General features: G+C 72.5%; 22 protein-coding genes. 12 read left to right on the top strand and 10 right to left on the bottom strand.

The window, feature by feature from the left end:
- Positions 1-8: 8 nt before the first annotated feature.
- Positions 9-1,589, bottom strand: coding sequence for a malate synthase A (aceB, locus tag Pen02_RS05435; RefSeq protein ID WP_203864814.1), 1,581 nt, complete (start codon positions 1,587-1,589; stop codon positions 9-11).
- Between the two features lie 105 nt (positions 1,590-1,694).
- Complete coding sequence (locus Pen02_RS05440; RefSeq protein ID WP_239140116.1) at positions 1,695-3,005, bottom strand: phospholipase D-like domain-containing protein; 1,311 nt, start codon at positions 3,003-3,005, stop codon at positions 1,695-1,697.
- 22 nt (positions 3,006-3,027) lie between these two features.
- On the opposite strand from Pen02_RS05440, the gene Pen02_RS05445 reads away from it, so the two are divergent.
- The 4 genes from Pen02_RS05445 to Pen02_RS05460 all read left to right on the top strand — a co-directional run bounded on the left by Pen02_RS05445 (position 3,028) and on the right by Pen02_RS05460 (position 6,738).
- Entirely contained in the window at positions 3,028-4,173 is a 1,146-nt protein-coding gene (locus tag Pen02_RS05445; protein ID WP_239140118.1) for an NAD(P)-binding domain-containing protein, read from the top strand.
- 330 nt (positions 4,174-4,503) lie between these two features.
- Positions 4,504-4,794 carry a HesB/IscA family protein gene (locus Pen02_RS05450; protein ID WP_203864815.1) on the top strand — a complete coding sequence of 97 codons (291 nt, stop codon included), beginning with the start codon at positions 4,504-4,506 and terminating at the stop codon, positions 4,792-4,794.
- 334 nt (positions 4,795-5,128) lie between these two features.
- Positions 5,129-6,052: a DMT family transporter gene (locus Pen02_RS05455; RefSeq protein ID WP_203864816.1), complete on the top strand. Its 924-nt coding sequence runs from the start codon at positions 5,129-5,131 to the stop codon at positions 6,050-6,052.
- Positions 6,053-6,129: 77 nt separating this feature from the next.
- Positions 6,130-6,738, top strand: a complete 609-nt coding sequence (locus tag Pen02_RS05460; protein WP_203864817.1) for a GNAT family N-acetyltransferase — start codon at positions 6,130-6,132, stop codon at positions 6,736-6,738.
- A gap of 118 nt (positions 6,739-6,856) precedes the next feature.
- Here the strand turns inward: Pen02_RS05460 and Pen02_RS05465 are convergent, their stop codons facing one another.
- Complete coding sequence (locus Pen02_RS05465; RefSeq protein ID WP_203864818.1) at positions 6,857-7,717, bottom strand: NAD-dependent protein deacetylase; 861 nt, start codon at positions 7,715-7,717, stop codon at positions 6,857-6,859.
- Between the two features lie 130 nt (positions 7,718-7,847).
- The gene (locus Pen02_RS05470) at positions 7,848-8,228 is read right to left on the bottom strand and encodes a fibronectin type III domain-containing protein (protein WP_203864819.1); all 381 of its coding nucleotides are present in this window, start codon (positions 8,226-8,228) and stop codon (positions 7,848-7,850) included.
- Between the two features lie 259 nt (positions 8,229-8,487).
- Here Pen02_RS05470 and Pen02_RS05475 point away from each other — a divergent pair, with 259 nt between their 5' ends.
- Complete coding sequence (locus Pen02_RS05475) at positions 8,488-8,943, top strand: hypothetical protein (RefSeq protein WP_203864820.1); 456 nt, start codon at positions 8,488-8,490, stop codon at positions 8,941-8,943.
- Positions 8,944-9,568: 625 nt separating this feature from the next.
- Entirely contained in the window at positions 9,569-9,961 is a 393-nt protein-coding gene (locus Pen02_RS05480; protein WP_203864821.1) for a cupin domain-containing protein, read from the top strand.
- Positions 9,962-10,042: 81 nt separating this feature from the next.
- Here the strand turns inward: Pen02_RS05480 and Pen02_RS41560 are convergent, their stop codons facing one another.
- From Pen02_RS41560 to Pen02_RS05495, 3 genes are all read right to left on the bottom strand, one after another.
- The gene (locus Pen02_RS41560) at positions 10,043-11,479 is read right to left on the bottom strand and encodes an MGH1-like glycoside hydrolase domain-containing protein (protein ID WP_239140123.1); all 1,437 of its coding nucleotides are present in this window, start codon (positions 11,477-11,479) and stop codon (positions 10,043-10,045) included.
- Positions 11,480-11,785: 306 nt separating this feature from the next.
- Positions 11,786-12,988 (bottom strand): threonine synthase, encoded by a 1,203-nt coding sequence (locus Pen02_RS05490; protein ID WP_203864822.1) that lies wholly within the window; start codon positions 12,986-12,988, stop codon positions 11,786-11,788.
- A 162-nt stretch (positions 12,989-13,150) separates the two neighbouring features.
- Entirely contained in the window at positions 13,151-14,296 is a 1,146-nt protein-coding gene (locus tag Pen02_RS05495) for a DNA polymerase ligase N-terminal domain-containing protein (RefSeq protein ID WP_203864823.1), read from the bottom strand.
- Positions 14,297-14,371: 75 nt separating this feature from the next.
- On the opposite strand from Pen02_RS05495, the gene Pen02_RS05500 reads away from it, so the two are divergent.
- Positions 14,372-15,160: an aldo/keto reductase gene (locus Pen02_RS05500; RefSeq protein WP_203864824.1), complete on the top strand. Its 789-nt coding sequence runs from the start codon at positions 14,372-14,374 to the stop codon at positions 15,158-15,160.
- 145 nt (positions 15,161-15,305) lie between these two features.
- A complete protein-coding gene (locus Pen02_RS05505) occupies positions 15,306-16,313 on the top strand; it encodes a hypothetical protein (RefSeq protein ID WP_203864825.1) in 1,008 nt (335 codons plus the stop codon).
- A gap of 110 nt (positions 16,314-16,423) precedes the next feature.
- On the opposite strand, the gene Pen02_RS05510 is transcribed toward Pen02_RS05505, so the two are convergent.
- Entirely contained in the window at positions 16,424-17,569 is a 1,146-nt protein-coding gene (locus Pen02_RS05510; protein WP_203864826.1) for a GH12 family glycosyl hydrolase domain-containing protein, read from the bottom strand.
- Positions 17,570-17,941: 372 nt separating this feature from the next.
- Complete coding sequence (locus Pen02_RS05515) at positions 17,942-18,853, bottom strand: IclR family transcriptional regulator (RefSeq protein WP_203864827.1); 912 nt, start codon at positions 18,851-18,853, stop codon at positions 17,942-17,944.
- A 54-nt stretch (positions 18,854-18,907) separates the two neighbouring features.
- Between Pen02_RS05515 and Pen02_RS05520 the strand changes: the two genes are divergently transcribed.
- The 4 genes from Pen02_RS05520 to ctaD all read left to right on the top strand — a co-directional run bounded on the left by Pen02_RS05520 (position 18,908) and on the right by ctaD (position 24,070).
- Positions 18,908-19,567, top strand: coding sequence for a bifunctional 4-hydroxy-2-oxoglutarate aldolase/2-dehydro-3-deoxy-phosphogluconate aldolase (locus tag Pen02_RS05520; RefSeq protein ID WP_203864828.1), 660 nt, complete (start codon positions 18,908-18,910; stop codon positions 19,565-19,567).
- A gap of 140 nt (positions 19,568-19,707) precedes the next feature.
- Positions 19,708-20,805: a sugar kinase gene (locus Pen02_RS05525; RefSeq protein WP_203864829.1), complete on the top strand. Its 1,098-nt coding sequence runs from the start codon at positions 19,708-19,710 to the stop codon at positions 20,803-20,805.
- A 255-nt stretch (positions 20,806-21,060) separates the two neighbouring features.
- The gene (locus tag Pen02_RS05530) at positions 21,061-22,167 is read left to right on the top strand and encodes an FAD-dependent monooxygenase (RefSeq protein ID WP_203864830.1); all 1,107 of its coding nucleotides are present in this window, start codon (positions 21,061-21,063) and stop codon (positions 22,165-22,167) included.
- Between the two features lie 142 nt (positions 22,168-22,309).
- Positions 22,310-24,070 (top strand): aa3-type cytochrome oxidase subunit I, encoded by a 1,761-nt coding sequence (gene ctaD, locus Pen02_RS05535; protein ID WP_203864831.1) that lies wholly within the window; start codon positions 22,310-22,312, stop codon positions 24,068-24,070.
- A 237-nt stretch (positions 24,071-24,307) separates the two neighbouring features.
- Here ctaD and Pen02_RS05540 read toward each other — a convergent pair whose 3' ends face one another.
- Positions 24,308-25,537, bottom strand: coding sequence for an MFS transporter (locus Pen02_RS05540; protein ID WP_203864832.1), 1,230 nt, complete (start codon positions 25,535-25,537; stop codon positions 24,308-24,310).
- Positions 25,538-25,586 lie beyond the last annotated feature (49 nt).

Consider the following 25,586-nt stretch of genomic DNA (forward strand, 5'->3'; position numbering starts at 1 on the left):
GACACTGCTCAGGGCATCCGCTCGTACGCGGGCAGGGTGAGGAAGTCGACGAAGTCGTCGGCCACGGCAACCTCCATGAACAGGGCACGGGCCTCGGCGTACCGGCCGGGGTCGGGGCCGAGTTTGTCGATCTCCTCGTCGGCGATCCGTTCGACCAGTTCCCGGGTGACCCGGGCGCCGGTGTCCAGCGTGATGTCGTTGTGCAGCCACTGCCAGACCTGGGAGCGGGAGATCTCGGCGGTCGCCGCGTCCTCCATCAGGTTGAAGATGGCGACCGCGCCCGAACCGGCGAGCCAGCTCGTCAGGTATTGAATGCCGACGCTGATGTCGTTGCGCAGCCCGGCCTCGGTCGGCGCTCCCGGGGTGGCGGCCACGTCGAGCAGTTCGGCGGCGCTGACCCGTACCTCCTCGCGGGTGCGGTCTAACTGGTGCGGCCGGTCGCCGAGTACGCCGTCGAAGACCTCGCGGCAGACCGGCACCAGGTCGGGGTGGGCGACCCAGGAGCCGTCGAAGCCGTCGTTCGCCTCCCGGGTCTTGTCGTCCCGGACCTTGGCCAGCGCGGTCTCGTTGACCTGCGGGTCGCGCCGGCTGGGGATGAAGGCCGCCATCCCGCCGATCGCGTGTGCGCCGCGCCGGTGGCAGGTCCGGACCAGCAGTTCGGTGTACGCCCGCATGAACGGCGCGGTCATCGTCACCGCGTTCCGGTCCGGCAGCAGGAAGTCGGCACCCCGGGTACGGAACTTCTTGATCACGCTGAACATGTAGTCCCAGCGGCCGGCGTTCAGCCCGGCGGAGTGTTCACGCAGCTCGTAGAGGATCTCGTCCATCTCGAACGCGGCCGGGAAGGTCTCGATCAGCACGGTGGCCCGGATGGTGCCGCGTGGGATGCCGAGCCACTCCTGGGCGGCGGAGAAGACGTCGTTCCAGAGCCGCGCCTCCAGGTGGCTCTCCAGCTTCGGCAGGTAGAAGTAGGGGCCGCTGCCGGCGTCGAGTTGCGGTCGGGCGCAGTGGAAGAAGTAGAGGCCGAAGTCGACCAGGCTGCCGGAGGTGCGTTCGCCGTCGACCAGGATGTGCTTCTCCGGCAGGTGCCAGCCGCGCGGCCGGACCACGATGGTGGCCAGCTCGCCGTCCCGCAGCCGGTAGTGCTTCCCCTCCGGGGTGTCCAGCTCCAGCTTGCGGGCGATGGCGTCGCGGAGGTTGAGCTGTCCCTCGACCACGTTCTGCCAGAGCGGGGTGTTCGCGTCCTCGTGGTCGGCGAGCCAGACCTTCGCACCGGAGTTGAGGGCGTTGATGGTCATCTTGGCGTCCGTCGGCCCGGTGATCTCGACCCGCCGGTCGACCAGCCCGGGTGCCGGCTCGGCGACCCGCCAGTCGCCGGCCCGGATCTCCGCCGTCTCGGGCAGGAAGTCCAGGGTGCCGCCGGCCGCCAGCGCCGCCGACCGGTCGTCGCGCAACGCCAGCAGCTCGCGGCGGCGGCCGTCGAACGACCGGTGCAGCCGGGCCACGAAGTCGAGCGCCTCCCCGGTGAGTATCTCCTGGTAGCGGTCGTTCATCGGTCCGGTGACCTGGACGCCCTGCGGCAGATTCATCGCCGACCTCCTGCTAGGTGATCCCCGTGATCAGGGTACGGCGCTCCGGGCGTTCCGGCGCGGCGTGCTCGACCCGGATCACGGGGGTCGCGGCGGTGCACGGGGTCAGCGGATCGCGCCGCCGTTGGCCCGGCAGGTGTCCCGGACGTGCCAGAAGTCGGCGAGGTAGTCGTCGTGGAGGCCCCGGCCCATGATCCGCAGCATCGCCTCGTCGGCCTGGCGCAGCGCCGAGACGTTGTAGTTGTGGCTGCCGGTGAACACCCGGGGCACGATGTCGTCGTCGTACGCACCGTCGATGATCATGTATTTGTTGTGCGTCCGGATGTCCCGGCCCGGCCCGACGTTGTAGTTGCACTGGGTGAGCTGGACGTTGCTGCCCAGCGCGTTCAGTACCCCGGCGTTCGCCTCGCTGTAGACGACGTCGACCCAGCAGCCGGCGTTTCGCAGCGCGGTGAGCTTCTTGGCCACCTCAGGGCGGTTGAACGAGAACATGTTGACCCGTACGTCGGTCTGCCGGCGGGTGCCGTTGTCGTCGTACGAGCAGGAGGCGACCGAGTCGAGCACGCTGACGATGGTGTCGGTGGCCGGGTCGGCGACCGGCTGCCCGGAGCGCTCCCGCCGGGGGAAGAAGTACGCCCGGTAGGTCGTCCCGGTCGGGGTGCCCCAGTAGTAGTTGTTGTTCCCGGCCGAGTTGTAGCGGTACGACCGCAGGTCCGCGAAGTACTGCCGGTACGCCTGGTAGGTGGTGGCGTCGCTGAACGTCAGCCCGTTGTTGTACGCCTCGTTCGCGTCCCACCAGCCGAGGTTCGCCGAGCCCTGGAAGACCACGTTGGACACCGTCGTCCCGCTGTTCAGCACGATGCTCGACGCGGTCAGGAACTTGTTGTGGTTGTACGCCGTCACCGACGAGTCGGTGTAGTCGATCCGCCGGGTGCCGATGCAGCCCCGGTCGGCGCTCGGGAACTTGTCGGCGCAGTGCACGACGTACGACCCGGCGGTGTCGTTGCTGCCGAGCACCGGAAGCAGCCGCTGGTAGGGCCGCTGGGTGACCTGCTCGTGATCCAGGATGATCTTGACGCGTACCCCCCGCTGGTGCGCGTTCAGCAGTCGGCCGGGCAGGTCGGGGGTGGTCGCCGAGTCGGTGACGTCGGTGACGCCGAACCCGAACCAGGACATCTGGATCTCGCCGCCGGCCGGTACCCGGTCGATGATCCGGGCGAGCTGGATGAAGATCGCGTTCTGCTGGGCGGCCGTGCCGGTCGGCCGGTTGAAGACCGCGTCGTTCATCGTCGGATCCGGCTCGGCGGCGCTGGCCGGCCCCGCTCCCACGGCCGGCATGCCGAGCGTGCCGACGGCGAGCATGAAGACTAGCGCCGAGCGCGTGGCCAGGCGTGGCGAAAATCTACGCATCCGCATGTCTAGATGATCGCACCGATGTGTGACCGACGGAACCTCCCGGCCCGGTACCGATCGGCCGCCCGGCACGGTTGCCCCGGAGGTGAGCGGTGGCGACGTCGACGTACTGGTAATCGGTGCCGGTCAGGCCGGACTCTCCGCCGGCTACTTCCTCGGCCGGAACGGGTTCGCGCCGGAGAGCGGGTACGTGCTGCTCGACGGCGGCACCGGGCCGGGCGGCGCCTGGCGGGACCGCTGGCCGACGCTGCGGATGTCCGCCGTACACGGCGTGCACGACCTGCCCGGCCGGCCACTCGGCCCGGTCGGCCCGGACCGGCCGGCCGCCGAGGTGGTCGCCGACTACTTCGCCGCGTACGAGCGGGAGTTCGCGCTCCCGGTGCACCGCCCGGTACGGGTGACCGGGGTACACGACCGCCCCGACGGCCGGCTCGCCGTGCGGACCGACGTCGGCGAGTGGCGTACCCGGGCCCTGGTCAACGCGACCGGCACCTGGCGGCATCCGTTCTGGCCGCACTACCCGGGGCAGGAGACGTTCGCCGGCCGGCAGTTGCACACCGCCGACTACCGGGGGCCGGCCGAGTTCGCCGGTCGCCGGGTGGTGGTGGTCGGCGGCGGCACCTCCGCCCTGCAACTGCTGGACGAGGTCGCCACGGTCGCCGCCGAGACCCGCTGGGTCACCCGTCGGCCACCGGTGATCCTGGACGGCGAGTACACCCCCGAGTGGGGGCGGGCGGCGGTGGCCCGGGTCGACGCCCGGGTCCGGGCCGGACTGCCGCCGGACAGCGTCGTCGCCGCGACCGGTCTGGTGTGGACGGAGCAACTGCGCCGGATGCGTGCCGACGGGCTGCTGCACCGACTGCCGATGTTCGCCCGGATCACCCCGGAAGGCGTCGTCTGGCCCGACGGCAGCGGTTTCGCCGCCGACGTCATCCTCTGGTGCACCGGATTCCGTGCCGTACTCGACCATCTCGCCCCGCTCAAGTTGCGGGGACCCGGGGGAGGGATTGTGATGGACGGGACGCGGGTCGTCGCCGACGAGCGGGTGCACCTGATCGGGTACGGGCCGTCCGCCAGCACCATCGGCGCGAACCGGGCCGGCCGGACCGCCATACGGGAGATCCGGCAGTTGCTCGACAGAACGCCGGCTTCCGCCGGAACGCGGCTCTGACCTGCGGAAACGTTGTCCGGGGCGGGTGCTGGACGCCCCTTAACACGCACCGCCGGGCGGCTCACCGCATTTGACGAATCGGGTTGGAAGCGGCAACGTAGGGCAAGTACGGCCAGTCGCCACGAGTGGGGGACTTGGCGCGACGGAGTGCGGCCGTACCCAGGCGTCAGCCCGGTCCGCCGAGGGCGTGGACCGCACGAACGGGCTGGCTACATGACCGATGGCCGCCGCGATGTCCAAGGGCCCAGTTGCCCTGACGCGGGTGCCCGGGGCACGCCCGCCGGATGGGCGCACGGGCCGAGTACACGAGAAAATCCACGAGGAGTCTGCATGCTCACCATGACCGAGAACGCCGTACTCGTGATCCGGGATCTGACCGCGCAGCAGGAGATCCCGGACGGCGCCGGGCTGCGCATCGCCAGCGACCTCACCGCCGGGTCGCTCAACCTGACCCTGGCCGAGAGCCCGGCCCAGGGCGACCAGGTGGTGGACAGCGACGGCGCCCGGGTCTTCCTCGACCCGCAGGCCGCGCAGATCCTCGACGACAAGGCCCTGGACGCCGCCGTCGACGCCCAGGGTGCGGTGCAGTTCGGCTTCGCGGAGCAGGGTCCGCAGGGCTGACCGCGTCCACCACACCGCCCGACCGGGATCGGGCCGCTGTAACGCCGGCCGGGATCGGGCCGCTGTAACGCCGACCGGGATCGGGCTGCGGTAACTCGCGACCAGGACCGGGCCTCCCGCCGGATGGGATCACCGGCGGACGGCCCGGTCCCGGTCCGGTACAGTCCAGCCGTGCACCGCCGCTTCCCGATCTCCCCGCCGCCGCGCTCCTAGCGGGGCGACAACCCCAGCGCGTCGCGCCGATCCGGCCGATGCGCTGTTTCCCGTCGGGTGATTCCGGGCTCGCCCCGCTTCCGCGACCACCTTCCTTCTCGTCGCAGGAGCGCGAACCCTCATGTACACCTCTTCCGCACCGCTGCTCGCCGTGCGTCGCCGGTCCAGCACCGGCCTGTGGTTTCTCGTCATCTCCGGCACGCTGTGGGGCACCGGCGGGCTGACCGGCAGCCTGCTCGGCCAGCACACCGGGCTCTCCCCGGTCGCGGTCGCCGGCTACCGGCTGGCCGTCGGCGGGACCCTGATCGTGGCCTTCCTCGCCGTCACCGGACGCCGCCCACCACGCGGCCGGGCGGCGTGGACCCGGGTCGCCGTCCTCGGCACCCTGGCCGCGCTCTACCAGGTCTGCTACTTCGGCGCGGTGTCGCTGACCTCGGTCAGCCTCGCCACGCTGGTCACCATCGGCGCCGCGCCCCTGCTGGTGCTCGGCGTGGAGGCGGTCACCGGCCGCCGTCGGCTGGACCGCCACACCGCCGTGACCTGCGGGTTGGCGGTGGCCGGGCTGGTTCTGCTGGTCGGGCTGCCGGCCGGCGGGTTCGGGGCGCTCGCGGTGCTGTCCAGCGCACTGCTCGCGCTGGTCTCGGCCGCCGGCTTCGCCGCGATCACCCTGGTCGGCGCCCGGCCGGTACCGGAACTCGACGAACTCGCCGGCACCGGGTACGGCTTCACCCTCGGCGGGCTGCTGCTGGCACCGCTGGCCGCCGGCACGGTGGGACTCGGCTTCGAACCCGGGCTGCCCGCCCTCGGGCTGCTGCTCGCGCTGGGGGTCGGGCCGACCGCGGTGGCGTACCTGCTCTACTTCCGAGGGCTGCGTACCGTCCGGCCCGGTACCGCGGCACTGTTGGCGCTGCTGGAGCCGCTGGTCGGTGCGGTACTCGCCGCGCTGCTGCTCGGTGACCGGCTCGGCCCGGTCGGCCTGGTCGGCGCGGCACTGCTCGGTACGGCAGTGGTGCTGGCCGCCCGGTCATCGGCCACCCCGGCGTAGAGTCGCGGCCTGACCTCTGCCACTCCCCGTCTCCTGTCCGGGACCGGCCGGGCGGGGGACGGGGAGGGAGGGCAGGGATGACCGAACCGCCGATCGTGCTGCGTCCGGCCACCCCGGCCGACACCGACGAGGTGCTGGAGTTGCACGTACGCAGCCGGGCGGCGTACCAGCGGGCGGTCCGGCCGGAGTCGGAGGTGGACGCGACCAGCGCGGTGTTGCGGGGCCGCCGGGACAGCTACTACGCCGCCATGCTCGGCTCGCCGGAGGTGGACGGCTGCTGTGCGGTACGCGGCGACCGGCTGGTCGGCTTCACCCTGGCCGGCCCGGTCTCCTTTCCGGACCCGGTGCCCGGGACGACCGTCGAGCTCTACAAGATCCACGTTGACCCGGCGGAGTGGGGCCGGGGCGTCGCCGGTCGGCTGCTCGCCCGCTGTGTCGACCGGTGGCGGGCGGCCGGCGTCGGCTCGGCGCGGCTGTTCGTCTGGGACTTCAACGAGCGCGCCCGCCGGTTCTACGCCCGCAACGGCTGGGTGGACGACGGCTGCCGTCGGCCGGACGATCCGCGGATCGGGGCGTACCGGATGCGGGGTTACCGGCTCACCCTGCCGGCGCCCAACGGGGCCGGCCCGGTGCCACCCGGCGGCCCGGTCGGGCCCGACGATGCCGGACGGGCCGGGCGCGACTGACCTGCGCGGCGGTCGGCCCGCGCGGCTCGGCTGGGCTTGATCGGAGCGGTGGCCGCGCTGTGCCGTTCCGGTGGGCTGACCGGTGCGGTGGCCGGGCTACGCCGGTGCCGTGGCCGGGCTATGCCGCTGCGGTGGACCGGGCCGGGCCGGTGAGCCGGACGAGTTCCGGGAGTACCTGGCCGAGCGGCGCGTCGACGGTCAACTCGGCGTAGTCGTCGCCCCGGGTCGGGCCCTGGTTGACGATCACCACCGGGATGTCGAGCTTCGCCGCCCGGATCACGAACCGGCGGCCGGACATCACGGTCAGGGACGAGCCGAGCACCAGCAGCAGTCGGGCCCGCTCGACCAGCTCGAAGCAGGCCCGGACCCGGTCCGGCGGTACGGACTCGCCGAAGAAGACCACGTCCGGCTTGAGCATCCCGCCCGGGCAGGCCAGGCAGTCCACCGTCCGGAAGCCCTCGACCAACTCGTCCGGCAACTCGACGTCGCCGTCCGGGTTGACCGTGCCGGCGCGGGCGGCGAACCGGGGATTGGCCTCCCGCAGCCGGCGGTCCAGCGTCTCGCGGTCGGTGATCTCGGCACAGCCCAGGCAGGTCACCCGGGCCAGGCTGCCGTGCAGCTCGACCACGGAACGGGCGCCGCCCGCCCGGTGCAGGCCGTCCACGTTCTGGGTGAGGATGCCGGCCAACAGCCCGCGCCGGTCGAGTTCGGCGACCGCCCGGTGCCCGTCGTTCGGAGTGGCCCGGGTGATGGTCCGCCAGCCGAGGTGGCTACGGGCCCAGTACCGGCGCCGGGCCAGCGGGTCGCCGACGAACGTCTGGTACGTCATCGGGGTGTGCCGGCGCAGCGCCCCGCTCGGCCCCCGGTAGTCGGGGATCCCGGACTCGGTCGACAGGCCGGCACCGCTGAGCACCACGACGTCGCCGCCGGTCAGGAGTTGCGCCAGCGGGGCGTACGGCTCGGTGTCGCGGTTGTCCACCCGTCCATGCTGCCTCGCCGTCCCGCACTGCGGCGACCGGGTACGCCGGCGGGTACGGCGGGCTGGTGCAGCGGGCGCGCCGCCGAGCGGATCTCCGCCCGCCCGGCGGCGCGACCAGGGGTAACGCGGATCACTGCGTGGTGGTGAAGGTGAGCGGCTGCGACAGCGGACTCAGGGTGTAGCCGGAGCCGACCAGCGCGGCGGCGCGTACCGCCACGGTGTATTCGGTGCCCGGGGTCAGCGCGACGAAGGTGACCGTGGTGAACGGCATCGAGGAGAAGCCCTGCCACTCGCCGTCCACCAGCCGCTGCATGGAGTACCGGAAGACGGGTCCGGCGGACGGTGCCCAGCTGAGCGTGGCGCCGGTCGAGGTGATGTTGGTGGCCACCGGTTGGCCGGGCGGTGGCAGCGGGACGAGTGGGTCGGCCTGCGCGGGCGCTGCCGGCAGGACCAGCAGGGCCAGGGCCAGGGCGGCGGTGTGCAGGAGGGCGGGCAGCTTGCGTCCGAGCATGACGAGAGCCTTTCTGGGGGTACGACTGTCCAGCGCCCGGCTCCGATTGATAGTCATCAAACTATGCCGGCTCCGTGCTGTCCAGGGCTGTTGTCCTCGATCGGACAGGCGTACTAAGTGTGGTCATATGTTGACGGAGAGTAATGTCGAGTTCGGGCAGGTACCGCCCGTCGTGGCTCGCGCCACCGCTCACCGTGGCCGCGCCCGCACTCCCTCGTTTCGGGGCCGGAGGCCGGCCCGACCAGCAAGGAGCACCGCCATGTCCGAAACCAGCGAGGCCAGGCACGCCGCCGAACAGTCCGTCGCCGCCGAACAACCCGCCGCCGCCGTCGCCGTGGGCGAGCAGCCACCCGCCGTCACCACCGAGGCCGAAGGGGTCGGCGTCGCTGCCGTACCCGCCACCGCCGGTGGACTGCCGGCGACCGCCCAGGGCCACTTCGCCGTGGTGAACGCGAACGGAACCCTCGCCCGGGGGTTCGGCGCGGTCTCGTCGGCCCGGCTGGCCACCGGACAGTACGAGGTGGTCTTCATCCAGAACGTGGCCCGCTCGGCCTTCATCGCCACGATCGGCCTGACCGGCAGCCTCGGCACCTCCCCACCCGGTGAGATCGCCGTGGTCGGCCGGGCCGGCATCCCCGCCGGGGTCTTCGTGCAGACCTGGAACAGCTCCGGGGTTCCCGCCGACCGCGCGTTCCATCTGCACGTCTCGTCCTGAACGACCACACACCGACGCCCGGGCGGCGCGCCACCGTCCGGGCGTCTCCGGCCAGGCGGTACCGCCTGGCCCCGGTCCCCGCGGTGCGGCCCGGCGCCGCGGGGACCGGCCTTCCGACGGATCGGTGCGACCTCCTCCAGCCGGGCGATCGCCCTGCGCGGCCGCTCGGGCCGCAGGGACCGGCTTCGGACGGATCGGTGCGACGGCGCGTTCATCCGGGTCTTTGACCATGGGGCGGCGACGTCGCCCCACGGGGTTTCGGGGTCGACGTGCCGAGAGGTGCCGGACCGGCGCCGACCATGAGCGCGCGGCGCCGCCGGTGGGACGTGGCGTCGCCGCGCTCTGGCCGTCTCCCGTCCGCGCAGCCCATCGGCGGTACGCCAGCGGGGACCTGGCTCGGCCGGTCCGCCCGTCCGGGTCGTTCCGGCTAGATGTGGGGTTTCCCACCGTGCCCGGAAGCAAACCCGACAGCCGGCCGTTCCTGGTAGGAGTGCCCAGCCGGCACGCCGGCCCCGGCGGTCACGGCGACCCTCGGATTTCCCGGCCGTCCCGGCCGTCCCGGCAGCACCTTCCCGCTGCCAGGGTCCCGGCATCAACTCCCCACATCCTGGGTAAGAGAGCCGGCATGGAGCACTTCACGATCGCCACCGTCGCGGAGGAGAGCCCGGACTTCCGCCGCGTGTTGTGGACCGGCAAGCACACCCAGTTGGTCATCATGACGATCCCGCCGGGCGGCGAGATCGGTGAGGAGGTGCACGAGGAGATCGACCAGATCCTCACCTTCGTCAGCGGCACCGGCGAGGCCCGGATCAGCGGGCAGACCCGGAAGGTGACCCAGGGCGACCTGGTGGTCGTACCGGCCGGACGGAAGCACAACTTCGTCAACACCGGGCCCAACCCGCTGGTGCTCTACACCATCTACGGCCCTCCGGAGCACTCCGACCAGGCGGTGCACCACACGAAGGAGGAGGCGGACGCGATGGAGGAGGCCGGCAAGGACGAACCGCCGACGAACTGACCGGGTACGGCCGCTCGTCAACCCGTCAGCCCGGCAGCCGTCAGCTCGGCGGATCGGCGGGTCGTCAACCCCCGGGGATCGTCAGTCCGGCGGATCGGCGAGGAGGTCGAGGGTGAGGGCGGCCGTCCAACTGAACGCCGGAGAGCCGATGCCAGCGCCGCTGCCGGGGTGGAAGTACTCGTAGAACCCGGAGTCCCGGACCAGGTCGAGCAGGGCCGAGCGGAGCCGGTCGGCCAGCTCGTCCCGACCGTGCGTCCGCAGCCCGGCCCGGAGCAGCCAGTTGATGTTGAACCAGACCGGACCGCGCCAGTACCGGTACGGGTCGAAGTCGGCGGCGCAGCGGTCGTAGCTGGGTACCGGCATCCGGGCGGTCACCCCGAACCGGGCCGAGTCGAGCACGTCCACCAGGCTGTCGACCTGCCCGGCCGGCAGCTCCGGCAGGACCAGCGGCAGCAGCCCGTTGACGCAGCGTGCCTGATTGCGCCGGCCGGTCCGGACGTCCAGCGCGTGGAACATCCCGGTCGTCGGGTCGAAGAGCCGCTCCGCCAGGCACCGGGTGATCGCACCGGCCCGTTCCCGATGCGGTGCCGGGTCGGCGCCGACCACCTCGGCGATCCGGGCCAGTGCCAACTCGGCCGCGCCACGCAGCGCGTTGAACCCGGGGCACTCGACCAGGAACGGATGCCGGTCGGCGAGGTCCGCGTCCCGGTAACCGGCGTCCCGGTACGACAGCGCGATGCTCAGGTAGCGGGCGTAGTCGTCGTCGGTCGGGCGGTGGTTCGACGAGACCACCTGGTTGTCCCGCCGGGCGTACCGACGCAGTACCTCCACCGCCGCCGGTACGGCCGCCAGCGCCTCGTCCCAGGCCGGACTGTTGTCGAGGCCGGACTCCCACGGGTGCACGATGGCGGCGAGACCGGCACCGCCGACGTCCCGGGCGGTCGCCAGGTACTCCTGTTGCGCGACGAGTCGCGGATAGAGCCAGCGCAACTCCTCGGTGGCCGCCTCGTCCGGCCGGCGCCGGTATACCTCCCAGGCGCCGACGGCGTGCACCGGCGGCTGCACGATCCCACTGCTCAGCCTGACCGGCCCGGCGCCGTTGCCGCTCGCCGCACCGCCGCCGTTGCCGCTCGCCGTGCCGGCGCCGTTGCCGTTGCCGTTCGCCGTGGCGCCGCCGGGGCCAGTCGCAGCGCCGCCGTTGCCGCTCGCCGTGTCGGCGCCGTTCGGGCTCGGCGGGCCGCCGTTCGGGGCGTTGCCGGTCCAGAAGGACGGGCCCGGGAAGTAGTCGCGTTCGGTGACCCCGGGGTCGAAGACGATGTGCGGCACCCGGCCGTCCGGCCACTGCGCCTCGAAGAGGCTGCGCAGGTCGCGCCAGGCCCGCTCGGGTGCCACGTGGGCCAGCCCGACGCTGATGAAACCGGCGTCCCAGCTCCACTGGTGCGGATACAGCGTGCGGGACGGCACCGTGTGGCTGCCGGTCCAGTTGGCGGCGAGGATCGCGGCAGCGCCGCGCCACATCTCCGCATCGGACTCGCCGAGCCGGTCCGGTACGTCAACTGATTCGGTCGATCCGGTGGCCCGGACGCGCTTCGCGGCGAAAGACATAACCAGTCAACGCTTAGTGCCGGTGGGCCGTCGTTGTCAAATTTCGGCCCGGCGCCATGCCCGCCCGGCGAGCGGACGCGACGCCTCGGGCGCCGGCCGCACGCAGTCCCGACGACCGGCGAGGACGGGCCGGACAGCCGCATGCGGTCCAGCGCGTCCAGGCTCGGACAGATCCCGGCTGACGCCGCCGGCCGCCCGCAGTTCCGACGACCGGCGGCGTCAGCCGGCCACCGGCAGGCTGTCCACGTCGACGGTCTCCGGATACTTCAGCCCGGCACCGGTGTTCAGCACCACCACCCGCTCGTCGGCGCGGATCCAGCCGCCAGCCCGCAGTTGGCGTACGGCGGTGAGGCAGGCGGCGCCCTCGGGACAGAGCAGCAGACCCTCCCGGGCACCGAAGTCGTGCAGGTCGGCGAGGATCGCCTCGTCGTCGACGGCGACCGCCGTGCCGGCGGTGTCCCGCAGCGCGTCGAGGATGAGTTCGTCGCCGAGCGGTGCGGGTACGTTGATGCCGTAGGCGACCGTCCAGGCGTCGGCCCACGGCTCGGCCCGGGTCGCCCCGGCACCGAAGGCGCGCACGATCGGGGCGCAGCCGGTGGACTGTACGGCGACCAGCCTCGGCAGCGTGTCGCCGATCCAGCCGAGTTCCCGCATCTCGTGCAGCGCCTTGTGGATGCCGATCAGCCCGACCCCGCCACCGGTCGGGTAGACGATCACGTCGGGCACCTGCCAGCCGAGCTGCTCGACGATCTCGTACCCCATGGTCTTCTTGCCCTCCAGCCGGTACGGCTCCTTGAGGGTGCTGACGTCGAAGATCTCCCCGTCCGGCGAGCCGGCCGAGGCGGCGATGAGCTTTCCGACGTGTCGGCCGGCGTCGCTGATCAGGCCGTCGATCAGGTGCAGTTCGGCACCGGCCGCCACGCACTCCCGACGGGTGATGGTGGGCGCGCCCAGCGGCATGGCGATGGTGGCCCGCAGTCCCGCCCGGGCGGCGTAGGTGGCCCAGGCCGCGCCCGCGTTGCCGTTCGTCGGCATCGCCACGTGCCGGATGCCCAGCTCGCGGGCCCGGGACACCCCGACGGCCGCGCCACGCGCCTTGAACGAGCCGGTCGGCACCAGCCCCTCGTCCTTGACCAGCAGCCCCGGTACGCCGATCGACCCGCCGTACCGGGCTGCCGGCAGCATCGGGGTCCAGCCCTCGCCGAACGTGGTGACGTGCCGGTCCTCCGCGACCGGCAGCAGTTCGCGGTACCGCCACAGGTCGGCGGCTCGCCCGCCCAGCGCGGTCGGGTCCACCGCCTTGCGTACCTCGGCCAGGTCGTAGCGGGCCAGCAGGGGTGAGCCGCACGAGCAGAGGTTCTGCGGCCGGTCCGCGTCGTACGTGGTGTCGCAGCGGGGGCAGTGCAGGTGCGTCAGGTACACCGGGCGACCTCCAGTACGTCCGTTTCCCCCATGATCCCTGTCGGGGCGGTGGGTTGCGCGGTAACGGCCGCGCGCGTTCGATCACTCTTTCGGGCACCGCCTCGGGCACCGCTCCGGGCGCTGCTGATCTCGGGCAGGCCAGGGCCGGTCGAGGTCGGTCGGTCAGGGACGGTTGTCGACGGCGAGCCAGCGGCGGCTGCGGCGGCCGGGCAGGTAACCGGCGTCCAGCCGCTTGGCCACCACCCCGGCCAGCCCCTGTTCGCGGCTCGCCTCGCGGGCGTACCGGCCGCCGCCGGAGAAGTACGGCGGTGTCTGCCAGTGCGGCCCGGACAGGGCCAGGCCGTCGAGCAGCTCGCGGCGCTGCGCGTACGGCAGGTGCAGGCTGCTCGTACCCTCCAGCCAGAGCAGGTCGAAGATCAGGTACTGGCTGCCGTCCCGGGTCGGGCTCCGCTGGCCGGCGAGGCGGGGCTCCGCCGGCCGAACCCGGCCGGCGCGGTCGAAGGCGACCAGTTCGCCGTCCAGCACGACCTCGGTGGGGGCCAGCGCCTCGGCCAGCTCACGCAGTTCCGGGTACGCCGCCGTGAGGTCCTCGTCGGTGCCGGAGCGCAGCCGCAGCCGGCCGCCGGAGACGTACCCGATCGCCCGCAGCCCGTCCCAGCGCATCTCGTAGCCCCAGGCCGGATCGTCGGCCGGCAACGTCGCCGCCGTGCCGGCGAGCATCGGGCGGACCCGGTCGGGCATCGGCTGCCAGCCCGGCGGCGCCGGGTCCAGCCGGCGGACCATCCAGTCCCGGCCGCCGCCCCCGGGACCGCGCCGGTCGTCGGTCCGGTCCGGGGCGCCGCTCCGGGCCGTCCGGAACAGCACGTACCGCCCGGAGACCCGCCCGCCGCGCAGCTCGACGAGTACCTCGTCGTCGCGCCACTTCTCGCAGGTGTAGTCGCCACGGTCGAAGACGGTCATCCGGCCGCCGCCGTACTCGCCGGCCGGGATCTCGCCGGAGAACTCGAGGTACTCCAGCGGATGATCTTCCGTGTGCACCGCCAGGTGGCTGCGGCCCGGTTCACGCGGCAACCCGCGCGGCACCGCCCACGAGGCGAGTACGCCGTCGCGCTCCAGCCGCAGGTCCCAGTGCAGCGCACGGGCGTGGTGCTGCTGGATCACGAACCGGCCGCCGGGCTGCCCGGCGACCCGCTCCGGACGACCGCCCACCGGCGACTCCGACTCCGGCGGTCGCTCAACGGCCGGCACCGGTTCGGGAGTGCGCGCCGCATCGCGTCTGCGCCGGTACTCGTCCAGCCGGTCACCCATGTCGGCCATTCTCCGCCGACCGGGCGGCCGATCGCCGGAATGCATGGTGAGGGGGTACCTGGGTAGAAACGCACCATGACCTCTGCGATCGACCAGCCCACCGTCCTGTTGCCGAGCGAGGTCCGGATGCCGCTGCTCGGCTTCGGCACCTGGCAGCTCACCGGCCGCCGCGCCTACGACGCCGTCCGGGAGGCGCTCGACGTCGGCTACCGGCACCTCGACACCGCCACCATGTACGGCAACGAGGACGAGGTGGGCCGGGCGATCCGGGACAGCGGGGTGGCCCGGGAGGACATCTTCCTCACCACCAAACTTCCGCCCGAGCAGGCCGGCCGGGAACGGGAGACGATCGCCGCCAGCCTGGCCGCGCTCGACACCGGGTACGTCGACCTGTGGCTGATCCACTGGCCGCCGTCGCAGGACCGGGCCAGCATCGCGACCTGGCGGGAACTGCTCGCCGTCCGGGACGAGGGGCTGACCCGGACGGTCGGGGTGAGCAACTACGACACCGACCAGCTCGACATGCTGATCGAGGCGACCGAGGAGGCTCCGGCGGTGAACCAGGTCCGCTGGGGTCCGGCGCTGCACGACCCGCGCCGGTTGGCGGAGCACCGGGAGCGGGGTGTGGCACTGGAGGGGTACAGCCCGCTGAAGACCACCGACCTGCGCGATCCGGTACTCGGCGAGATCGCCCGGGCGCACGGGGTCAGCCCGAGCCAGGTGGTGCTCCGCTGGCACATCGACCACGGCATCGTGGTCATCCCGAAGTCGGGTACGTCGTCCCGGATTCGCGAGAACTTCGATGTCTTCGGCTTCTCGCTGAGCGAGGCCGAGCTGCGCCAGCTCGACGCGATGGGTCGCTGAGCCCTCGCTCGGGTTCCGGCACGGCGGTTCCGGCCCGCCGGCCGCCGCCGACTACCCTGGCCGCAACCGCCGTCCAGGTCGCGCGCCGCCGCGCCGCCCGGAGCGCGAGGCCGTCGACCCGGCCGTGGCGGTGCGAGGTGGAGGTGTGCGGGTGTACGACCAACTGCTCGGCGGGAGCTTCGGCCAGCCCGGACCGGAGGAGAACGGGCCGGAGCCGGACTTCGTCACCTGGCTGCTCTATCTCGACCGGGCCGAGGACCCGGGCTGGCTCGGTTCGCTGGCCCGCTGGTGGCACGACGAGGTGTGCCGGATGCTGCTGCCGTTCGTCCAGCCGGCCGGTAGCGCCGCACCGGCGACCTCGCTGACCGCGTTCGAGCAGGACCCCGGCGGGCGGGGTCGGCGGCGTCGGCCCGCCCGGTGGGCGGACGGGATCAGCGACGACTGTGCCCAGCTCTCGGCCCGGTGGTTCGATGTCGCGCCGGCCGCGACCGCCTCGGAGCTGGACGTCTTCCTGGCCCGGTTCGCCGGGCGGCGGCACGTCCGGCTACAGATCTCGGTCGGCTTCGAGGGCCGGTCCGGAAGGCTGCCGCTGGTGCTGCCGGCCCTGGTCGAGCTGGCCCGGCTGGTCGGCGACGCGACGGACCCGGCGTACGGCGAGATCGTGGTCAACGCCGGCCTGCTCTCCCCGGCGACGATGCTGGACGCGGCGCTCGGCCGCTCCGCCGAGTCCTCGGCCGAGCAGAGCCGTACCCACCTGCGCGGCTACGAGTGGGTGACGATCTGCCCCCGGGAGCTGGTCGGCGCGCTGGGCGGGCCGGAACGGATCTGGGCCTCCGGCGCCTTCGCGGAGGTGCGACCGCTGACGCACGGCGGCGTACTGCTGCGGGCCACCGACGATCCGAGCGACTACCGGGCGGACCGGGTACGCGCGGCGTTCCGCGCCCTGGCGCCGGTGCTGCCACCGGGGCGGCCGGGTGCGCTGCCCACGGTGCCGCCGGCCGGGTCGGCGATGCTGTCGGCGGTACCCGGCGTGCTGGCCGGCGACCCCGGCGGCCACGACCTGAGCCGGGTGGTCTTCGCCGACCCGCGCGCCGTCGACCCCCGGATTCCCGGCCAACGTCTGGAACTGGGCCCCGGCCTGACCACCCGCTGACCCGCTGAGTCGGTGACCTGCTGGAACGGGGTCCGGCCCCGACCAGGATGCTGGCCGGGGCCGGACGGGACGTGCCTGCCGAGGGAGTGCCGTGACCGGTACGGATCAGGTCAGACCCGGGTGCAGTTGGCGCCGTTCAGGGTGAACGACGACGGCGACGAGTACGTGCCGCTGAATGTGCCCTGGTAGCCGAACGAGGCGGTACCGCCCGGCGGGATGCTGCCGTTCCAACTGATGTTCCGGGCGGTCACCGCTGATCCGCTCTGGGTGACTGTGGCGTTCCAGGTGTTGGTGACCTGCTGGCCGGAGGGCAGGTTGTAGTTCAGCGTCCAACCGTTGATCGGGCTGGAACCGCTGTTGGTGATGGTCACCGACGCGGTGAAGCCGTTGTTCCAGGAGTTCGCCGAGTACGCGACCCGGCACGGGCCGCCCGGCGGGTTGGTGGGCTGGCCGGTCGGCGGGTTCGTCGGCTGGCTGGTCGGCTGCGGGTTGCCGCCGCCGTTCACCGACGCGGAGAACGAGTTCACGGCGAGGCCGGTGCCGCCGATCCACGGCTCGAAGCCGGCCTGGATGCTGGTCAGGTACCACGAGTTGGTGATCGCACCCCGGTTGCGGGTGTCGTTGATGAAGTCCAGCACGCTGAAGTTCCAGCTCGTGATCGGGGACGACGCCAGGTACGAGATCACGTTGTTGGAGCCGTTGCTGCCGCGCCAGACGTCCCAGCTACGCCCGCCGACGGTGGCGGTGCCGACCGAGGAGCCGATCGGCTGGATCGAGCCCTGCCGGTTGAACCAGATCATGATCTCCATCTGGTTGACGCCGTCCCGCTTCGGTGTCGGGTCCAACCAGATGTCGTACGAGGCGTTGTAGGTGGCGCCGCCGACGAAGCTGTAGTTGATGCTGCTGCTCGCACTGCTGATCTGGCTCACTTGCATGGGCAGGTTGGTGCCGGGCGAGCAGTTGGTGTAGTGGCAGCCGAGGAAGACCGACGGGTAAGAGACCGGGGCGCCGCTGGTGCTGCCCTGGCCGTCCTGCCGGGTGATGGAGAACCCGGTGTCGGTGACGTTGATGCACTGCTGCGCGGTGGTGCCCCAGCGGTTGTTCTGGACCACGTACCGGCCCTGGATGGTGGTCGAGCCGTACTGCTCGCAGATCTGCACGTCGGCCTGGGCCGGGCCGGCGGCGGTGAGCACGGCGATCGCGGCGCTGGCGAGCAGGCCGGCGACCGCCGCGAAGACGGGGACGGAACGTCTCATGATGCTCCTTGGCATGGTGGGTGTCCGTGGAGTGGCGCGGTGCGGGTGCCGCGAGGAACCGGGCGTGCGGCGGGTGATGCCGGGGGAGCGCTCCCATGGCAGCTAGGGACACATTTACACGCTTGAATTCGGAACGCAACCGGGTGACCGCCGACCGGGGTCGTTCGTGCCGATGAGCCGGTTATGGCGGTTGCTCCGTCCGGCTGAACGGCGTACCGGCGGAGGCGGGCCGGCCGGTGGGGTGGCACCGCCGCGTGGCGCTATCGGTGAGTGGCAAGTGGCGCCGCCGGCAAGTGGCGGTGTCGGCGAACAGCGGTACCGGCGGCGACCGATGATGGCGGGTGGTGGTGGGTGGTGGCGGCCGGCCGGGGGTCAGGCGCCGGCGAGCAGGGTGCGGGCGGCCCGGACCTGCCGGACCGCGCCGTGCAGCGCCGCGACGATCCGCTGCTCGCTGTCCCCGTCGAGCCGGGTGGCCGGTACGGAGAGGCTGATCGCGTCCACCGCCGGGGTGTGCAGCGGTACCGCCATCGCGAAGCAGACGATCCCCTCGGTGTTCTCCTCGCGGTCCACCGCATAGCCCCGGTCCCGCACCGTGGCCAGCTCGGCGTGCAGCAGCTCCGGATCGGTCACCGTGTGCCGGGTGAGCGCCGGCAGCGGCCAGCTCAGCAGCCGGTCGACCGCCTCGTCGGTGCGCTGGGCGAGCAGCGCCTTGCCGAGCGCGGTCGCGTGCGCGGGCAGGTGCCGGCCGATCGCGCTGTACAGCCGCAGCGGGTGCACCGACTCGCGTTTGGCCAGGTAGACGACGTGTGGGCCGTCCAGCCGACCCAGGTGCACGGTCTCGCCGAACTGGCCGGCGAGGTCGTCGAGTACTCCGGCCAGCAGGCCGGTGGCGTCGTCCGCCTCCAGGTAGGCGGCACCGACCTGGAGGGCGCGTACGCCCAGCCCGAACCGGGTACCGGTGGCGTCCGCCTCCACCCAGCCGCGTTGGATCATCGTGCGCAGCAGCCCGTGCAGGCTGCTCTTCGGGATTCCCAGCGCCCGGGCCAACTCGACCAGGGAGCGGCGCTGCGGCGAGTCGGCCAGCGCCTCCAGTACGTCCAGGGTCCGGCCGGCCGACTTCACCGGCTGGAACGCCTCGACCGGCCCGAGCGGGGCGCTGCCGCCGGACGGCGTCGTGGCCGGGGTCGCGCCCGGGGTCGCGCCGTCGACCGGCTCCGACCGGCTCGGCGGCTGCCCGGCCGGGCCGGGCCGGATCTCCGCGCCGCTGGTCGTGCCCGTCGTCATGGCGGTCACTCTAGCCGGCTTGACAGCGTCGGCGAGCGCAGTAGGGTCGCATATGTGACCAGCGTTCAAGATGATGAACAGATTGCCGGCGTAACGGAGACGATCGCGGCAACCCGGATCCTGCCGGTCGTGGTCCTCGAAGACGCGGCCTCGGCACCGGCGTTGGCCGCCGCGCTAGCCGAGGGCGGCCTGCGGGCCATCGAGGTGACCTTCCGGACGGCCGCCGCCGCCGACGCCATCCGGGCGATGGCGGACCGGCCGGACCTGCTGGTCGGTGCCGGCACCGTGCTGACACCCGCCCAGGTCGACCAGGCCGCCGACGCGGGCGCCCGGTTCGTGGTCAGCCCCGGCTTCTCGCCGGCCGTGGTACGGCACTGCCAGCAGCGCGGGCTGCCGGTCTTCCCGGGCGCCGCCACCGCCACCGAGATCCAGATGGCCCTGGACGCCGGGCTCGACACGGTCAAGTTCTTCCCGGCCGAGCAACTCGGCGGGGTGGGCATGGTCAAGGCGCTGGCCGCGCCGTTCCGGTCGGTCCGGTTCATCCCGACCGGCGGCGTCAACACCGGCAACCTCGCCGACTACCTGGCGCTGCCCGCCGTGCTCGCGGTCGGCGGCACCTGGATGGTCGCCCCCGCCCTGCTCGCCGAGGGCCGCTGGGACGAGGTCACCCGGCTCACCGCCGCCGCCGTAGCCGCCAGCCGACCCGCCAACTGACCGACCGGCCAGCGCTCTGCCCGGCTCACCGACCCGCCACCAGCACTCCGTCCGCCTGACCCGCCGCCGGTCGACCCGTCGGCTGACCCGTTCGGCCCCCGCCACCCTCCGCCGCCGTCCGGCCTCCGAAAGGTCCGCCCATGCTGACGATCCGTTCCGCCGACGACTGCCGCTTCGACCTCGTCTCGCTCGGCGAGGTGATGCTCCGGCTCGACCCGGGTGAGGGCCGGGTACGCACGGCACGGACGTTCCGGGCCTGGGAGGGCGGTGGCGAGTACAACGTCGCGCGTGGGCTGCGCCGCTGCTTCGGGCTGCGTACGGCACTGGTCAGCGCGTTCGCCGACAACGAGGTGGGACGGCTGCTGGAGGACCTGATCCTCACCGGGGGCGTGGACACCTCGTTCGTGAAGTGGCTGCCGTACGACGGGATCGGGCGGAGCGTCCGCAACGGGCTCAACTTCACCGAGCGCGGCTTCGGGGTGCGCGGCGCGGTCGGCACCTCGGACCGGGGGCACACCGCCGCCAGCCAGCTCGGGCCGGACGACGTCGACTGGGACCACCTGTTCGGCACGCTGGGCGTGCGCTGGCTGCACACCGGGGGCATCTACGCCGCCCTCTCCGAGACCACCCCGGAGACCATCGAGGCGGCGATGGCCGCCGCGCGCCGGCACGGCACCCTGATCTCGTACGACCTGAACTACCGGCCCAGCCTCTGGAAGGCGGTCGGCGGCCAGGCCCGGGCGCAGGAGGTGAACCGCCGACTGGCCCGGTACGTCGACGTGATGATCGGCAACGAGGAGGACTTCACCGCCTCGCTCGGCTTCGAGGTGCCGGACACCGACGAGTCCCTCGCCGAGCTGGAGGTGGCGAACTTCCAGCGGATGATCGAGGCGGTCAGCAAGGAGTACGACAACTTCCAGGTGGTGGCGACGACGTTGCGTACCGTGCGCAGCGCCACCGTCAACGACTGGGGTGCGATCGCCTGGTCCGCCGGCAGCGGCTTCGTGCAGGCGACCCACCGGCCCGACCTGGAGATCCTGGACCGGGTCGGCGGCGGCGACAGCTTCGCCTCCGGGCTGATCTACCGACTCCTCACCGGCGGCGACCTGGCCAGCGCGGTGGAGTACGGCGCGGCGCACGGCGCGCTGGCCATGACCACCCCCGGGGACACCTCGATGGCCAGCCTGAAGGAGGTCGAGGCGCTCGTCCGTGGGGCGGGTGCCCGCGTCCAGCGGTGAGCCGTCGACGCCGGGCGCCGTCGACAACGCACCGCCCGGTGGCGTCCCCGGGTCGGGTCGGATCCGTCGGGTGGCGACCCGGCGTCGCCCAACGACGGGGTTACCCGGTCCTTACGTCGGCCCGGCTGATCTTGTGGCCGAGGCCGGCGACCCGGCCGTGAACTGGGCGCATCCGATCGGATCTTCCGTTGAGGTGATTGCGCGGAGTAGTCTCTTGCCTTCAACGCGTGTCGATCCCTCCGGAGGCGTCACCAGATGGCCGGATCCAACCTGCGCGTGCTCGTCGTCGGCGCGGGGATCGCCGGCCTGGCGGTCGCGCGTACCCTCCGGCTCGCGGGGTTCCGGCCGGAGGTCACCGAGCGGTCGTCCGGGACCGGTGCCCCCGAGATCGGCCTCTACCTGCCCGGCAACGCCGAACGGGCACTGCGGGAGATCGGGCTGGACGGCCCGGTACGACCACTCGGCCAGGTCATCCGGACGCAACGCTTCCTGGACCTGCGGGGCCGGGAACTGTGTGAGGTCGATCTCGACAAACTCTGGTCGGGTGTCGGCGAGTGCCGGGCGCTGCCCCGCTCCGACCTGCACCGGGTGCTGCTCAGTGGTGCCGGTGGCGAGGTGCGGTACGACACCGAGGTGCGTGCCCTGGATCTGCACCGGGACGCCGTCACGGTCACCTTCGGCGACGGCCGCCAGGCCGAGTACGACCTGGTGGTCGGCGCCGACGGCGGGCGCTCGGCGGTCCGCGCGCTGGCCGCGCTCGGCGGTCTGGCCAGGCCGGCCGGGCAGGTCGTCTACCGCAGTGTCGTCACCGGCGGCCCACCGCTCACGGACTGGACCGGGCTGCTCGGCGAGCGGGCCGCGTTCGTCGCCGTGCCGATGGGCGCCGGCCGGCTGCACTGCTACGCCGACGAGGTCGCCAGCGCGCCGCCGGCCGACCCGCTGGCCCGGGTACGCGAACTCTTCGGCGGGTACGGCGGCCCGGTGCCGGCCATCCTCGACGCGATGGAGCAGGTGCAGGTGACCCGCACCGACGAGGTGGAGTTGGGCCAGTGGTCCCGGGGCCGGGTGGTGCTGGTCGGTGATGCCGCGCACGCCACCGCCCCGACGCTGGCCGAGGGCGCCGCGATGGCCCTGGAGGACGCGCTGGTGCTGGCCCGGTCGCTGTGCCGGTCGATGACCGTGCCCGAGGCGCTGGACAGCTACGAGAGCCGACGGCGCCCCCGGATCAAGTGGGTGCTGGACCGGACCCGCGACCGGGACCGCACCCGGGACGTACCGCCACCGTTGCGTGACCCGCTGTTGCGCAACCGGGGCAACCGAATCTTCCAGGAGCACTACCGGCTCCTCGTCGACCCCGCCTGAGAGCGGCGACGGAACGACGCGGGCGGCTCGGGGCGTACCCGACGCGGAAGCCGCCGCTGGCGGGGACTATTCTGCCTGCGAGGTACGGCTCGCAGATCAACAGCGCGTGCCGAGTGGGACTAACGAGAACCGGAGGCCACTCGTGACCACCGTCGCACCCAAGCCGATCGTGACCCGGCCCTGGCCGGTCCGCCAGCCGGTCAAGGGCTCGGCACTCGCGCGGCTGCTGCGTACGACGGACGCGAAGCAGATCGGGATCATGTATATGGTCACGGCGTTCGCGTTCTTCATGATCGGTGGCCTGATGGCGCTGCTGATGCGCGCCGAGCTGGCCCGGCCGGGACTCCAGTTCCTGTCGCCGGAGCAGTACAACCAGCTCTTCACCATGCACGGCACGATCATGCTGCTGTTCTTCGCGACGCCGATCGTCTTCGCGTTCGCGAACTTCGTGGTGCCGATCCAGATCGGCGCCCCGGACGTGTCGTTCCCCCGGCTGAACAGCTTCGCCTACTGGCTCTACCTGTTCGGCGGGACGCTGGCGCTGGGCGGCTTCGTCACCCCCGGCGGCGCGGCCGACTTCGGCTGGTTCGCGTACACCCCGCTGAGTAACGTCGAGCACTCGCCCGGGGTCGGCGCGAACATGTGGATCGTCGGCCTGGCCATCTCCGGTCTGGGTACGATCCTCGGTGGCGTCAACATGATCACCACGATCCTGACGCTGCGGGCGCCCGGCATGACGATGTTCCGGATGCCCATCTTCACCTGGAACATCCTGGTCACCAGCCTCCTGGTGATCATGGTCTTCCCGCTGCTCGCGGCGGCCCTCTTCGCGCTCGCCGCGGACCGGATCCTCGGCGCGCACGTCTTCGACGCCGAGACCGGCGGCCCGATGCTCTGGCAGCACCTCTTCTGGTTCTTCGGGCACCCCGAGGTCTACATCGTCGCGCTGCCGTTCTTCGGCATCATCAGCGAGGTCATCCCGGTCTTCTCCCGCAAGCCGATCTTCGGCTACAAGGGTCTGGTCGGCGCCACCATCGCGATCGCGGCGCTGTCGATGAGCGTGTGGGCGCACCACATGTTCGCCACCGGCCAGGTGCTGCTGCCGTTCTTCTCGTTCCTGAGCTTCCTCATCGCCGTGCCGACCGGCATGAAGTTCTTCAACTGGATCGGCACCATGTGGCGGGGGCAGCTCAGCTTCGAGACCCCGATGCTCTGGTCGGTCGGCTTCCTGGTCACCTTCCTCTTCGGCGGCCTCACCGGCGTACTGCTGGCCAGCCCGCCGGTCGACTTCCACGTCTCCGACTCGTACTTCGTCGTCGCGCACTTCCACTACGTGCTCTTCGGCACCATCGTGTTCGCCGTGTACGCCGGCATCTACTTCTGGTTCCCGAAGATGTTCGGCCGGATGCTCGACGAGCGCCTCGGCAAGGTGCACTTCTGGCTCACCTTCGTCGGCTTCCACACCACCTTCCTGGTGCAGCACTGGCTCGGCAACGAGGGCATGCCCCGGCGGTACGCCGACTACCTGCCGACGGACGGCTTCACCACGCTGAACATGATCTCCACGATCGGTTCGTTCATCACCGGCATCTCGACCCTGCCGTTCCTCTACAACGTCTGGAAGTCGTACAAGGCCGGTCCGGTGGTGGAGGTCGACGACCCGTGGGGTCACGGCAACTCGCTGGAGTGGGCGACCAGCTCGCCGCCGCCGCTGCGTAACTTCGACCGGATGCCCCGGATCCGCTCCGAGCGGCCGGCGTTCGACGCGAAGTTCCCGGAGCTGGCCGCTGGCGGGCAGTCGTTGGCCGGCCCGCCCGAGGGCGGCGCCAAGCCGCTGACCAGCGAGTCCGACCACGGCGCCAGCTACACCGAGGACACCGCCAGCAACATCGACCAGCGGTAGGAAACACCCGGCGCTGTCTCGCGGCCGGTACCGGAGATCGTCTCTCCGGTACCGGCCGCGAATCGTTGTAGCCCCTCCTGCTTCGCGGGCCGTGGTGGTCCCTCCGGCTTCGTGAACCGTGGTGGCCCCGCCGCTTCGCGGGCCGGCCGGGTCCGCCGCTCGTCGGGCCGGCCCCGGTCCGCTGGCGTCCGGCACCGACGAAAATCATCCCGCCCGCCGGCCGCCCTGGTCGGTCGACTAGGGAGACACCATCGGCCCTGGTGCGTGGCGCGGGTCGGGCGACGGCGCGTCCGGGGCGGTACGCCGCCGACGCGACTCGACGAGCAGGAAGGCCAGCCCGAGCAACGTGCCGACCAGGCCGATCGCCGCGAACCCCCAGACCGGCGCGGAGGCGTCGATCACCGCACCGGTCAGCGGCGCACCGAGAGCCAGCCCGAACGTGATGGCAGAGTTCTGCAACCCCATCGCCTCGCCTCGGACCCCGGACGGGACGAGCTGGCTCACCGCGTTGGAGGTGGCCGCCAGGGCCGGCGCGCAGAGCAGCCCGGCCGGCAGCAGGGCGAGCCCGAGGGACCACCACTGCGCACCGCCCAGCCCGACCGGGATCGTGCAGATCCCCAGCAGCATGACGATCGCCAGCGGCGAGACCGGCCGGGTCACCAGGCCGTACGCGAAGCCGCCGACCAGCGAACAGACGGCCCAGAGGCCGAGTACGACGCCGGTCCAGTGCACCTGGTCGGCGGCCCGGAGCACCGCCACCACCGCCACGTCGGTGCCGGCGAGCACCAGGGTGGCGGCCGAGGTGACGGCGAGCAGCCCGACCAGCCGGGACGTCAGCCAATCCCGGCGGGACGGCGGCGGCCCGACCGCCCCGGCCGGCTCACCGGCGCCCCGGGTCGGCGGGTCGAGCCAGAGCAGCGCGAGCCCGGACAGCACGATGCCGCCGCCGACGACCAGCAGGGTGGCCCGGGGCGACACCCCGGTCGCCAGCAGCACCGCCACCGCCGGCCCGACCATGAAGGACAGTTCCACCGCCATCGAGTCCAGCGCGTACGCCGGGCGGCGCCGGTCCTCCGGCACCAGCGCGGCGATCGACTGCCGGACCACCGAGAAGACCGGCAGCGTCAACAGCCCGCCCAGCAGTGCCCCGACCAGCAGCACCGGGTACGGCATCAGCGGCGCGGCGAACCAGAACGCCGCCTCGGCGACCGTGGTCAGTGCGAGTACCGGCCGAAGTCCCCGGCGGTCGACCAGCCGGCCCAGCACCGGTGCGCCGAGCGCGGCGCCGATCGTCATCGCCGCACCGGCCAGCCCGGCGGCGGCGTACCCGTGCCCGAGGTGTTCCACGACGTAGAGGGTGAGCGCCAGCAGCGTCATGGTCTTCGGTATCCGGACCAGCAGGGCGAGCAGCATCAGGGACCGGACCCCGGGCAGTGCCAGGGCGTCCCGGTACGGCGTGAGCATCATCTCCGGTGGGTCACCTCCCCGGCCATCCTGCCCGGCCGGTGTGACGTAC

This window comes from Plantactinospora endophytica, from assembly GCF_016862915.1.
Classification (GTDB): Bacteria; Actinomycetota; Actinomycetes; order Mycobacteriales; family Micromonosporaceae; genus Plantactinospora; species Plantactinospora endophytica.